At 71.7% G+C, this 12691-nt stretch carries 8 protein-coding genes; 4 read left to right on the top strand and 4 right to left on the bottom strand.

The window, feature by feature from the left end; genetic code table 11:
* The first annotated feature begins 586 nt into the window (after window positions 1–586).
* A complete protein-coding gene (locus ACLVWQ_RS12785; protein ID WP_414108579.1) occupies window positions 587–2998 on the top strand; it encodes a hypothetical protein in 2412 nt (803 codons plus the stop codon).
* Between the two features lie 239 nt (window positions 2999–3237).
* Window positions 3238–4065, top strand: coding sequence for an aldo/keto reductase (locus ACLVWQ_RS12780; protein WP_414108578.1), 828 nt, complete (start codon window positions 3238–3240; stop codon window positions 4063–4065).
* A 43-nt stretch (window positions 4066–4108) separates the two neighbouring features.
* On the opposite strand, the gene ACLVWQ_RS12775 is transcribed toward ACLVWQ_RS12780, so the two are convergent.
* Both ACLVWQ_RS12775 and ACLVWQ_RS12770 read right to left on the bottom strand, forming a co-directional pair.
* On the bottom strand, window positions 4109–4264 hold the full coding sequence (locus ACLVWQ_RS12775; RefSeq protein WP_414108577.1) for a DUF6131 family protein: 156 nt from the start codon (window positions 4262–4264) through the stop codon (window positions 4109–4111).
* 211 nt (window positions 4265–4475) lie between these two features.
* Window positions 4476–4874: a YybH family protein gene (locus ACLVWQ_RS12770; protein WP_414108575.1), complete on the bottom strand. Its 399-nt coding sequence runs from the start codon at window positions 4872–4874 to the stop codon at window positions 4476–4478.
* A gap of 133 nt (window positions 4875–5007) precedes the next feature.
* On the opposite strand from ACLVWQ_RS12770, the gene ACLVWQ_RS12765 reads away from it, so the two are divergent.
* The gene (locus ACLVWQ_RS12765; protein WP_414108573.1) at window positions 5008–5940 is read left to right on the top strand and encodes a LysR family transcriptional regulator; all 933 of its coding nucleotides are present in this window, start codon (window positions 5008–5010) and stop codon (window positions 5938–5940) included.
* Window positions 5941–5953: 13 nt separating this feature from the next.
* On the opposite strand, the gene ACLVWQ_RS12760 is transcribed toward ACLVWQ_RS12765, so the two are convergent.
* Together ACLVWQ_RS12760 and ACLVWQ_RS12755 are read right to left on the bottom strand one after the other, a co-directional pair.
* Complete coding sequence (locus ACLVWQ_RS12760) at window positions 5954–7558, bottom strand: GAF domain-containing protein (RefSeq protein ID WP_414108571.1); 1605 nt, start codon at window positions 7556–7558, stop codon at window positions 5954–5956.
* 10 nt (window positions 7559–7568) lie between these two features.
* Complete coding sequence (locus tag ACLVWQ_RS12755; RefSeq protein WP_414108570.1) at window positions 7569–8606, bottom strand: rod shape-determining protein; 1038 nt, start codon at window positions 8604–8606, stop codon at window positions 7569–7571.
* A 356-nt stretch (window positions 8607–8962) separates the two neighbouring features.
* On the opposite strand from ACLVWQ_RS12755, the gene ACLVWQ_RS12750 reads away from it, so the two are divergent.
* Window positions 8963–12688, top strand: a complete 3726-nt coding sequence (locus ACLVWQ_RS12750; protein ID WP_414108569.1) for a S8 family serine peptidase — start codon at window positions 8963–8965, stop codon at window positions 12686–12688.
* The last annotated feature ends 3 nt before the right edge of the window (window positions 12689–12691 follow it).

Genomic DNA, 12691 nt, shown 5'->3' with positions numbered 1-12691 from the left:
GGTTTCCCCGTCTCATCCAGTCCTCCGTATCGGAATCGACCAACTATCAACAACAGCACCGGACGGCTTCGCACAGTGCTGGTGCTTGCCTACAGGTCGGAACGGAGCCTGTATACAGACTGCGCCGGAATCGTTTCACTGCACACGGTTCGCGAACCGGGAAGATCCGCCGCGGCTGCCGACTCGACGGCGGTGGGGTCCACCACGCCGCGTCCGTCGCCCGACCGACCTGCCGGGCCGTCCTCCCGTCGGAGCGAGCGAGCCATTGAAACGTTCAATGCCGTCAGTTGAGACCGAGTGAGGTCGCACGCCGAGGGGCGGCTCAGATGACTTGCTTCCTGCGCATTGCCTGAATCGAGACAACTGGCCTAGCCTTTCGCACGGTTGAATCGAATCAACAGCCAGCACCGGTCGGCTGACTGGTCGCCCTGTCTCCTGCCCGAACACGTGATGTGGCGGACCGGGACGCTCCGCCCTTCCACCGATGTCGCGTCAGGTCCCGTGGCGACTGCGGAGACGACCGCCGACATCTCGCCCACATGGCCGACGCGGATGGCCATTCCATCTCACCGTCAGGAAGCGCCGCATGGTCACACGTAGAACGTTCCTGTCCGGCTCGGCTGCCGCGGCGGTGGTCGGAGCCACTTCGGACCCGGCCGCCGCGGCCGCCGCGGTCTCCACGCCGGGCGATGCCCTGTCGGCGCATCCGCCGGCGCGTCCGATCGACCGGCAGTCCGTCGTGGCCCGCCACCGGGTCGTGCGCGGGAAACTCGACACGCAGAGCCCGCTGCAGGTCGGCAACGGCCGGTTCGCGTTCGGTGTCGACGTCACCGGACTGCAGACGTTCGTCCCCTTCAACACCATGTCCGACTGGGGATGGCACAAGTTCCCGCTGCCGCCCGGCCAGGAGCCGGCGGACTTCCGCGGCCAGACCTGGGACACGCACGGCCGCCCCGTCGAGTACCCCATCCCCAATCCGGACCAGCCCGACCTGTCGTCGTGGCTCTACGCCAACCCGGCCCGCATCAACCTCGGACGTATCGGTCTGGAACTGACCCTGCCCGACGGCCGCGCCGCCGTCGCCGACGACATCACGAAGATCCACCAGGAGCTCGACCTGTGGACCGGCGTCGTCGACAGCCGGTTCGAGGTCGCCGGTGAACCGGTGCACGTCCGCACCTGCTGCCACCCCGATCACGACACGGTCGCCGTGCACATCGACTCACCGCTCGTCGCCGCCGAGCGCTTGGCGGTCTTCCTCGACTTCCCTTACGCGGACGGGCAGGAGTTCGCCGAGTACGTCGGCACCTACGGTGTCCCCGACGCCCACGAGACGACGGCGACGGCACGCGGACACAACCACGCCGACATCACCCACCGCCTGGACTCCACCGAGTACCACGCCGCGCTCGCCTGGGAAGGCCACGGGGTGTTCACCGGCCTGGGCTCCACCGCCGGGGAACTCGTCATCCGCACCGCGCAGTACGGAACCGACGGTCACTGGGCCGATGTCGCGGGCAAGCTCGGGCAACTGGTCGCGGACGACTCGCTCACCCTCCTCGTCGACTACCTGAGCCTCGGCGACCCGGCGCCCGGCATGGCCAAGCGCCTGGTGCTCGGCTACACGTACGCGGGTCAGGACCACGACATCGTCGTCCCCGACGGCCAGAACCTGTCGATCGGAGCAGCGGCCAACCGGCACCGCTACCGGCTCGCCGGCGACCGCCGAGCCGATCGGCTGCGGTTCACCTGCACGTTCGCGCCCGAGCGGGCCGGGTCGGTGCCGACGTCGGGCGCGGCCTTCGCGGCGAGCACGCGAGCCTGGCGGCAGTACTGGCTCTCCGGCGGAGCGATCGACCTCTCCGCGAGCGCCGACCCGCGCTGGACGGAACTGGAGCGGCGTGTCGTTCTCTCGCAGTACCTGATGCGCGCGAACGAGGCGGGCTCGCTGCCGCCGCAGGAATCCGGGCTCGTCAACAACGGCTGGAACGGCAAGTTCCACATGGAGATGTACTGGTGGCACAGCGCGCACTGGGCGCTGTGGAACCGCTGGCCGATGCTCGACCGCAGCCTGGACGTCTACGAACGCTTCCACCGGTCGGCGCGCGAACGCGCGGAGTCCCAGGGCTTCCGCGGGGCGCGTTGGCCGAAGTGCACGACGGCCGACGGGCGCGAGTCACCGCATGTCATCCACGCCTTGCTGATGTGGCAACAGCCGCACCCGATCTTCCTCGCCGAGATGGACTACCGGGCGCATCCCGACGAGAGCACGTTGCACAAGTGGCGCGACATCGTCTTCGACACCGCCGACTTCCTCTCCTCCTGGGCCTTCTGGGACGAGGACACGCGTCGCTACATCCTCGGCCCGCCCATGCACGTCGTCTCGGAGAACACCGATCCGAAGACCACGAAGAACCCGACGTTCGAGCTCGCCTACTGGCGCTTCGGCCTGCGGGTCGCGCAGCAGTGGCGTGAACGGCTCGGCATGCGGAGCGATCCGGAGTGGCAGCGTGTCCACGACGGGCTCGCGCCGCTGCCGGTGCAGGACGGCGCGTACGTCCTGCATGAAGGCGTCGAGGACATGTGGACGCGGTGGAACTACGAGCACCCGGCCCTGATCGGCTCGTACGGCTGGCTGCCGGGCGACGGCGTCGATGTCCCCACGATGGCCCGCACCGCCGAGAAGGTCTTCACCGGCTGGCGGTTCGACCGGACCTGGGGATGGGACTTCCCGATGCTCGCCATGTGCGCCGCGCGGCTCGGGCGTCCCGATGACGCGGTGGACTTCCTGCTGCACCCGGCCGACGGTTTCCAGTTCGACGACGCGGGTCTGGCAACCGGCGGCCCGTTCCCGTACTTCCCGAGCAACGCCGCGCTGCTGTACGCCGTCGCGTTCATGGCGGCCGGCTGGGACGACGCACCCGACCGGCACGCGCCGGGCTTTCCGACGGACCGGCGCTGGACGCTGCGCTTCGAAGGGCTGCATCCGGCCCTGTGAGGTGCCCCGGGAGGTGCGCTGTCGTGCCACTGCGCTGCCGCTGTCAGGGCGCCACCTGGCTGCGGGCGCGGTCGAACGCTGCTACGTGTGTGCACCTTGCCGCCCTGCGTGAGCCCGTATGGTCCTGTTTGTGCGTTTTCGTGTTGGGTACCCCGGCAAGGATGCGGATCCCCTCCGTTCCTGAGGCCTTCTGTTCCTGAGGCCTTCCGTTCCCGAAAACCGCGACCACAGGAGCCCCCGTGACCGCAGTACCCGTCATCACCCTCAACAACGCAGTGCGGATCCCGCAGCTAGGCTTCGGCACCTTCCAGATCCCGCCCGAGGACACCAGGGAGACGACGCTGGCGGCGCTGGAGGCCGGCTACCGGCACATCGACACGGCGCAGATGTACGGCAACGAGAAGGAGGTCGGCCAGGCGGTCCGGGACTCCGGCCTCGATCGCGCCGACGTCTTCGTCACCAGCAAGCTCGACAACGACGCCCACGGGTACGACAACGCTCTTCAGGCGTTCGACCGCAGTGTGGAAAAGCTGGGCCTCGACCACCTGGACCTCTTCCTCATCCACTGGCCGCTGCCCGCCAAGGACGACTTCGTGGAGACCTGGAAGGCCCTGGAGGAGATCTACCGCTCCGGCCGGGCCAAGGCGATCGGAGTGTCCAACTTCCAGCCCCGTCACCTGAGGCGGCTGCTGGAGGAGGGCCAGGTGGTACCCGCGGTCAACCAGATCGAGGTGCACCCCTACCTCACCCAGGACGAGGTGAGGGGCTTCGGCGCCCGGCACGAGATCGCCACCGAGGCCTGGTCGCCCATCGCGCAGGGCAAGGTGCTCGACGATCCGACCATCGGCCGCATCGCGGAGCGAGTGGGCAGGTCGCCGGCCCAGGTGACGCTGCGCTGGCACCTTCAGCGCGGGGACATCGTCTTTCCCAAGTCGGTGACCCGGAAGCGTATCGAGGAGAACTTCGACCTCTTCGACTTCGAGCTCGACGAGGGCGACATCGGTGAGATCTCAGCCCTGAACCGTGACGAGCGGACCGGCTTCGACCCGGACCGTTTCAACGGCTGAGGGCCTGCCGTGTCCCCCGTGACGGCCGCGCCGGGGGCGGCTGTCAGAAGTAGTGTTTGCGGCCACCGACCGAGCGTCCGGTCGCGCCGAGGATCCACAGGACCGCGCCGACCACCACGAGTATCCCGCCCACCGTGGTCAGGAGCGAGACACCGACCAGCAGGCCGATGACGAGCAGGATGGCACCAAGGACAATCATTGCAATTCCCTCATTCCGTCTCTTCGGCACGTGCGGGGCGACGTCGAGTCAAGCCTGCGGTACCCCGTTCCACCCGCTGAGTGAGCCGGGTGGTCCGGCATCCCGGTCGGCCGCCTCCGTCGGCGGCTTCCGCATGCCTCGTGCTCGCTCCGTGTGCCCCGCCTCGCGGTGCTCATGCCTCATGCAGGTATTCGTGGACGGTCGGCGGGGCTCAGGCGGCGGGCGGGACGAACTCGGGCTGGTCGAGCAGGCGCAGCCAGCTTCCGTCGGGCTGGCGCCGGACGACCTGGGCGCGGGCGCCGGTCCCGTCCTTCGGCGGGGTCGAGGTGAGGGCGATGCCGTCGCTGATCAGCGTCGGCAGGGGCTGTTCCGGCTCGAACCGGGGCCCGGCGGCCAGCACCTTCTCCCACAGCGCCCGGATCGCCTCCCGGCCCACCGTCCGAGCGCCGGGCGGGTACGCCATCACCGCGTTCTCCTCGTAGAGCGCGGCGACCCCGGCCGCGTCGCCGGCGTTGGACCGTTCGACGAACAGGCGGGTGATGTCCTCGGGGCGCAGGGCCTTCTCGTACGTCTCGTACTTCTCGTGTTCCTCGTGCGTGGATTCCGGCATGGGTTCCTCCAAGGGCGGGCTTCGGTGCGGGCCGGCGTGGTGCTTCTGGGGCTTCCGGCGGCAGGACCCAGCGTCGGCGCACGGCCACCAGAAGTCCAACAGCTGGTTCTGCTGGGAGCTAGAATCTCCAGTCATGGAACTGCGTCAGCTGGAGTACTTCGTCGCGGTCGCCGAGGAGCAGAACTTCACGCGGGCCGCCGAGCGGGTGCACATCAGCCAGTCCGGCGTCAGCGCCCAGATCCGTCAGTTGGAACGTGAACTCGGCGCCGAGCTCTTCGACCGGTCGGCGCGCACCGCCACCCTCACCGTCGCGGGAAAGGCCGCGCTGGAACACGCCCGCGTGGCACTCGCCGCGGCCGGAGCGGTCGGCCAGGCGGTGAGCGAGGTGACCGACCTGATCCGGGGCCGGCTCACCGTCGGGATGGTCACCGGCTGCACCGTCACGCCGCTGTTCGACGCGCTCTCCGCGTTCCACCGGGCGCATCCCGGGGTGGAGATCGCCCTGTTGGAGGACAGCTCCGACCGGCTCGTCGAGGGGGTGCGCGCGGGCACCGTCGACCTGGCCCTCATCGGGACCGCGGCCGCCACCCCCGACGGGCTGGAGGCGCTGACGATCGTCAGTGAGCGGCTCGTCGCGGCGGTGCCGGCCGGACACCCCCTGGCGAAGAGACGCCGGGTCGCGCTGCGCGACCTGGCCGCCCACCCGATCGTCTGCATGCCACCCGGCACGGGCCTGCGCACCCTGTTCGACCGTGCCTGCGCCGCTCAGGGCCTCTGCCCCACGATCGCCTTCCAGGCCAGCGCCGCGGACGCCATCGCCGACCTCGCCGCCCGTGGCCTCGGCGTCGCCGTCCTGAGCGACTCGATGGCGGCTGACCACCGCGACCGGCTCGTCGCCCACACCATCGACGACATCGCGGCCCCCGCTCTGCTCGCCCTGGTCTGGCGGAACACGCACGGCCCCGCGGTCCGCGAACTCCTCGTACACAGCCGACGGGCCTTCACCGGGCCCGGCCCGGCGGTGCGGGAGAAGCAGGGCCAGAAGCGGGACCAGACGGACGGCTGAACCAGAAGCACGGCTAAAGGGGAGACTGCCACGTCGTTGTCGTGTCCTCCTCCTGGCCGGGGGCTTCCGCCTCTCCGTCGCCGGAGACCGTCAGGCGTACTCCGTTCCTGCCGTCCGGGAGCCGCACCGTCGCGTCGACCGTGATCCCGATACGGGACGTGCCGGTACGGCGGGACGCGGCGGCGAGGGCGCCTCGGAGGGCGGTGAGGAGCTGTCCGGCCACCGTGTCCGGGATGCGGGTGTCGACGAGCCCGGTGAACTGGACCGACGGCTGGAAGCCGAGGACCGCCGCGGCGCCCGCCGTCTCGCGCAGCACCTTGCCCCGGAAGCTGGTCGGGGCGTCGGCGGGCGGCTGTTGCAGGGCGAAGATCGCCGTACGGACCTCCTGGACGGTCGACCTGAGCTCGTCGACGGCCCGCCCGATCGTCGCGTGGACCTCGGCGTCCCGCTCCTCCGCGGCCGTGCGGCGCTGCGTGGACTCCAGCATCATGCCGGTGGCGAACAGCCGCTGCACGACCAGATCGTGCAGGTCACGGGCGATCCGGTCACGGTCCTCGAACACGGCCAGCCGCTCCCGGCGCTGCTGGGCGTCGGCCAGTACCAGCGCCAGGGCGGCCTGCGAGGCGAACTGCGTGGCCAGCAGCTTCTCCGCCGGGCTGTACGGGGGATCGCCGCGCCGGCGCGGCAGGGCGAGGGTGCCGATGAGCCGGCCCCCGGCCTGCAGCGGCAGCATCATGCTGGGCCCGAACCGGTGCCGTACCGCGGTCGTCATCCGCGGGTCGGTCGCCGAGTCGTCGAGGAACACCGGCTCCCCGCCGAGGAGTTGCTCCAGGACCGCGCTGCCCGGCTCGATGACCGTGCCGATCAGACCGCGCGGGCTGTCCAGCGCCGACGCCGTGACGATCTCCATACCGCCCTCGTCCGTGGGCTGGAGGATCACCCCGGCCGACGCGTCGGCGAGGACGCGGGCACGCTCGGCGACCGTCATCAGCGCGTCGGCCGCCGCCTCGCCGGTCAGCAGCGCCGTCGTCACCGCCGCCGCGCCCTCGATCCAGCGTTCCCGGCGGCGGGCCGTCTCGGCCAGGTGGGCGTTGCCGATCGCGATCCCCGCCTGGGCGGCCAGCAGGCGCGCCACCTGCTCGTCCTCGGCGGTGAACGGTCCGTCGCGCTTCTCGGCGAGGGAGAGGGTGCCGTACACCTCGTCCTGCACGAACAGCGGTACGCCGAGGAAGCCGCGCATCTGCGGATGTCCGGGCGGGACTCCGCACGAGCGCGGGTCGGCGGTCAGGTCGGTGAGCCTGAGCGGCGCGCACTCCTCGACGAGAACGCCGAGCAACCCCCGGTGGCCGCTGGGCGGGTGTCCGATGAACGCCCGCTCCACCTTCGAGAGCCCCGTCGTGCAGAACTCCGACAGGCCGTTCTCGCCGGGGCCGAGCACGCCGAGGGCCGCGTACCGGGCGCCGGTCAGCGCGGCCGCGTTCTCCACGATGCGCTGGAGCGTGGCCCGCAGTTCGAGATCGCTGCCGGCACCGAGGACGGCTTCGAGGAGCCGGGGCAGCGGGAGGGAGGGGGAAGATGAAGAAGGGGAGCGGGAAGGGGGCTCTTCGCCTGCGGCCATGTAGGGGAGCTCAGCCGGCTGTCGGGTCGAGGACCAGCGGCTCGATCTTGCCCTCCAGCATCGCGCCCAGGCCGAGGACCGCGCACACGTCGGGCCGTTCGGCGATGTGCACCGGCATCCCCGTCGCCTGCCGCAGCATCTGGTCGAGGCCCGGCAGCAGCGCACTGCCGCCGACCATCATGATCCCGCGGTCGGCGAGGTCGGCCACCAGGTCCGGCGGGCAGACGCGCAGCACCTTGCCGATGCCGTCGAGCACCGCGGTCAGCGGGGTCTGGATGGCGTTGCGCACGGCCGCGGTGTCGACCTGGACGGAACGGGCGAGCCCGGTGGCGACGTCCCTGCCGTGGATCTCCGTGGAGGCGGGCCCGTGCGGGGTGAGCCCGTTCCCGGAGAGGGCGAGCTGCAGCGGGCGTACGGACTGCGAGGGCAGCATCAGCTCGTGGTGGTGGCGCAGGTGCTGGACGATCGCGTTGTCGATGGCCTCGCCGCCCACGGGGATGCGTTCGGCGGTCACGATCGAGCCGAGCGACAGTACGGCGACCTGGGTGGTGGCGGCCCCGCACACCATGATCATGGTGGCCTCGGGGCGCTCCACGGGCAGTCCGCAGCCCACCCCGGCGGCGATGAGCGTGTCGACCAGTTCGACGCGGCGCGCACCGAGGCCGACGAGGGTCTCGACCGTGGCGCGCTGGGCCAGCGGGTCGGAGTCGTGCGGGGTGCAGGCGGCGGCCCGGAGCAGCGGCTTGCGGCGCAGGGTGCGGCGGACCTTGTCCCCGAGGAGCTGGCGGAGCATGCGCTGGGCCATCTCGATGTCGACGACCGTGCCGCCGGAGACGGGGCGTACGACACGGATGTAGTGCGGGGTGCGGCCCGTCATCTTCTCGGCGAACTCTCCGACCGCGATCAGCGCGCCGGTCCGCGTGTTCACCGCGGCGACGCTCGGCTGGTCGACGATCAGCCCGGCCCCCTTCACGAAGACACGGGTACGCGCCGCCCCCAGGTCGACGGCGAAGTGGCAGCGGCGCAACTGCTCCAGGCTGGCGGTCATGGCGGGTCCTCCCGAGAGCGCAGACCGTGGGACTCCACCGGGCGGCGGTCCTCACTACGCATCGTGCGGGAGCTGACGGGGTGTCGCCTTTTCTGGTGGGCCGGGCGGGGTGCGGCTGGACGGGTGGTTCTCGGCGGCGGCGGGGCAATCGGGTGACGGGGGCCGAGTGACGGGGGCCGGGACCGAGGGGCGGGGCCGGGGACGGTCCCAGGTCACCATCCGTCAGGTCACCTCCCGGCCTGGCGGATAGCCGCCAGGGCAGCTTCCCGCCAGCCTCCGTCAGCGCTGCCGAAACACTGGCCCCCGACACTCTTCGCAGCCCCGGGCATCACCCGGGTTCGAGGAGAGGGACACGGATGATCAGAGGATCTGCGAGACGCGGGGCGGCGCTCGCGGCGGCCGGGCTCGTGCTCGCGCTGCTCCCCGCGGGCGGCGCCCACGCACAGGACATCGGTCCGGGCCTCGGTTCGAAGACCGGTCTGGGTGCGCATGGCGATGCGGGTACGCCGTCCCGCGCCCACCCCGGCTCCTCCGCCCACACCGTCACCCTCGTCACAGGCGACCGGGTGACCGTCACCGAACTCGGCGGCGGCAGGCGGACGGTGGCCGTCGAACGGCCGAAGGGGGCGACCGGAGCGGTCCGTACGCGGACGGCGAACGGCGCCCTGTCCGTCGTACCGGACGAGGCCCTGCCGTATCTGCGGGCGGGCACCCTCGACCGGCGGCTGTTCGACGTGGGTGAGCTGATACGCCAAGGGCTCACCGCCGGGACGACGGACGAGCTGCCGCTGATCGTCACCTACGGGAAGAGCGCGCGGGTGGCGGCCCCGCGCGGCACCGAGAGGACGCGCGGGCTGCCGAGCGTCCGCGGCATCGCCGTCGACGCAGGCAGGGGGCGGACGTTCTGGCAGGCCTTCACCCACCAGGACGCCACCGGCGAAGAGGGGATCGACAAGGTCTGGCTCGACGGGCGGGTCCGTGCCGACATGGCCGAGAGCAACGCCCAGATCGGCACGCCCGAGGCCTGGGAGGCGGGGCTCACCGGCAAGGGCGTCACCGTCGCGGTGCTGGACACGGGGGTGGACGCCGGTCATCCCGATCTCGCCGGGCGGGTCGCCGCCACGAGGAGTTTCATCGAGGGGGAAGAGGTTGCCGACCGCAACGGCCATGGCACCCACGTCACTTCGACCGTGGGCGGCAGCGGCGCCGCGTCCGGCGGCGCGGAGCGGGGCGTCGCGCCCGGCGCCACGCTCGCCGTCGGGAAGGTGCTCGGCGACCAGGGCACGGGCAGCGAGTCGCAGATCATCGCCGGCATGGAGTGGGCCGCGCGGGACGTCGGCGCCACGGTCGTCTCCATGAGCCTCGGCACGACGGAGCCCAGCGACGGCACCGACCCCATGGCCCAGGCCGTCGAGACCCTCACCGAGGAGACCGGCGCCCTCTTCGTCGTCGCCGCGGGCAACACCGGCGCCCCCTCCTCCATCGGCTCGCCCGGCGCCGCCGACTCCGCACTCACCGTCGGCGCGGTCGACGCGCGGGACACCGCCGCGTACTTCACCAGCGAGGGCCCGCGCCACGGTGACAACGCGCTGAAGCCCGACCTGTCCGCGCCGGGCGTCGACATCCTCGCCGCCCGCTCCCGGCTCTCCGCGGGCAGCGGCGACTACACCACCATGAGCGGTACGTCGATGGCGGCGCCCCATGTCGCGGGCGTGGCCGCGCTCCTCGCCGAGCGGCACCCCGACTGGACCGGCGCGCGGCTCAAGGACGCGCTGATGTCGACGTCGAGGCAACTCGACGCCTCCCCTTACGTGTTGGGCGCCGGACGGGTGAACGTCCCCGGCGCGGTGGCGGCCGAGGTCACGGCCACGGGCAGCGTGGATCTGGGCTTCCACCGCTGGCCGTACGCGTCGGACGAGCCGGTCACGCGGACCCTCACCTACACCAACTCCTCCGCCGCGCCGGTCGAGTTGAACCTCGCGGTGCAGGGCGCGCCCGAGGGCGTCGCGACGCTCGCCGACACCACGCTGGCCGTGCCCGCACATGGGACCGCGTCGACGGACGTGACCGGGGACGGGGTCAAGGCCCCGGTCGGCAACAGCGTTGGGCGGATCGTCGCCTCGACGGCGGACGGCACGCCTGTCGCGCACACCGCCTTCGGGCTGGTCAAGGAGGAGGAGCGGTACACGCTCACCGTCCACGTCAAGGACCGGGACGGCGACGCCACCGCCGCCGACGTCGCGGTGCAGCGACTCGCCGAGGACACGGCCCCGTTCTCGGAGCGGGTCGGTGACACGGGCACGGCGGAGCTGAGGCTGAGGCCGGGCACGTACAGCCTGAGCTCCTTCCTCGACGTACGCGGCAGCCGCGGCGCCGACTCGCTCGGGCTCGGCTTCCTGGCGGCGCCCGAGATCCGGCTCGACCGGGACCGCGAAGTCACTCTGGACGGGCGCGGGTTGAGGGAGCTCTCGGCGCGGGTCGACCGGCGTACCGAGACCCGGCAGCTGCTCATGGAGTACCACCGGGCGGCGAACGGCTCGGACGTGTCGGGGGCCGTCCAGGTGCCGATCAGGTACGACAGCGTCTTCGCGGCGCCCACGGCGAAGGTGACGGAGGGCAGCTTCGAGTACCGGACCGTGTGGCGGCTCGGGAAGCCGAAGCTGGAGGTCAAGGGCGTCGAGGAGGCCGTGGTCCAGCCCGGGGGCACGCTCGTCGAGGGGCGCCGCACGCTGTCGCTCGTCGACGTCGGCAGCGGGACGCGTGGGCGGTACGACGGAAAGTCCGTACGGGGCAAGGCCGTTCTCGTCCGGATGGCTGACGGCGCCGTGCCTTCCGAGGTGGCCCGGGCCGCCCAGGACGCGGGCGCCGAGGCGCTGTTCGTGACGGACGACGTACCGGGCCGGCTCAACGCCTGGTTCGGCACCGACGACAACGCCGACCGGCCCCTCCAGATCGCCACCGTCGACGCGGCGGACGCCAAGCGGCTCCGGTCGGCCAGGAAGGTCGAGACGAAGGGAACAGTCGACACGCCCTACATGTACGACCTTTCGGAAGGCCACAAGGGGCGCATCCCGTCGGGCGACCTCACCTACGAGCCGTCGCGCCGTGAACTGGCCGTGCTGGACACCTCGTTCCACGCGGTGAAGCCCGTCGCGGGCAGCGAGTTCCGGTACTCGCTCACCGAGGACTCGTTCCCCGTCGGGCTGGGCTTCCAGGAGCGGGCCGCCTTCCCGGCCGAGCGGACCGACTACGTGTCCACGGGCCCCGGCCAGCTGTGGCACGAGTCCGTCAACCTGGGCGCCGGTGACCTGGAGGAGCGCAGCGGGCTCGTCCGGTACCGCGGGGGTACGCGTGCGGACCTCGACTGGTTCAAGCCGGTCTGGCACCCCTGGCTCGGCTCGGGGCTCGGCTGGGGACAGCAACGCTCGGGCACGACACTGCAGTTCAACACACCGGGCTGGGGCGACTCCGGGCCCGACCACACCGGCTTCGGCAACGTATGGGACGAGAGCACCGGCATGACCCAGTTCACCGAGGCGTACCTCGACGGGGAGCTGGTGGACCGGCGGACCAGCTCCGGCGCGTACGTCTGGGACGCGCCCGCCGACGAGCACGCGTACAAGGTCGTCACCGACACGACCCTGGACGCGGACCGCTGGAGGCTCGGCACCAGGGGCCACTCCGAGTGGACCTTCAGGTCGGCGGCCACCCCGGAGGACCGCTGGACGACCCTGCCGCTGATCAACCTCGGCTTCGACGTCGACACCGATCTCGCCGGGAACGTGCGGGGCGGGGGCCGGCTGCCCGTCGGCATCCACTCCGCGTACGTGGCGGGCGCACCGGCCACCGGAGCCACCGGGACCCTCGACGGAGGGAAGCTCGAAGTGTCGTACGACGACGGCACGTCGTGGCGGACGGTCCGCCTCTCCCGCACAGGTGTGGGTGACGCCGGTGAGGCCGCCTGGCAGGGCGTGCTCAGCGTGCCGCATGACGCCGAGTACGTGTCGCTGCGGGCCTCGGCCGGCGACGACCGGGGCGGCTCGGTGACGCAGGAGATCATCCGGGCGGTGGGCGTGCGGTAGGCC

This window comes from Streptomyces sp. CWNU-52B (genome assembly GCF_047444975.1).
Taxonomy (GTDB): domain Bacteria; phylum Actinomycetota; class Actinomycetes; order Streptomycetales; family Streptomycetaceae; genus Streptomyces.
Note: the sequence above shows the minus strand (reverse complement) of the source record. Positions and strands in the feature narration are given on the sequence as shown.

Bases quoted from the DNA above. Each gene is read 5' to 3' on its own strand.
- ACLVWQ_RS12770 (WP_414108575.1), bottom strand. From the start codon at position 4,874: ATGCCGGAATCCACGCACGAGGAACACGAGAAGTACGAGACGTACGAG.
- ACLVWQ_RS12755 (WP_414108570.1), bottom strand. From the start codon at position 8,606: ATGACCGCCAGCCTGGAGCAGTTGCGCCGCTGCCACTTCGCCGTCGAC.
- ACLVWQ_RS12775 (WP_414108577.1), bottom strand. From the start codon at position 4,264: ATGATTGTCCTTGGTGCCATCCTGCTCGTCATCGGCCTGCTGGTCGGT.
- ACLVWQ_RS12760 (WP_414108571.1), bottom strand. From the start codon at position 7,558: ATGGCCGCAGGCGAAGAGCCCCCTTCCCGCTCCCCTTCTTCATCTTCC.
- ACLVWQ_RS12785 (WP_414108579.1), top strand. From the start codon at position 587: ATGGTCACACGTAGAACGTTCCTGTCCGGCTCGGCTGCCGCGGCGGTG.
- ACLVWQ_RS12765 (WP_414108573.1), top strand. From the start codon at position 5,008: ATGGAACTGCGTCAGCTGGAGTACTTCGTCGCGGTCGCCGAGGAGCAG.
- ACLVWQ_RS12750 (WP_414108569.1), top strand. From the start codon at position 8,963: ATGATCAGAGGATCTGCGAGACGCGGGGCGGCGCTCGCGGCGGCCGGG.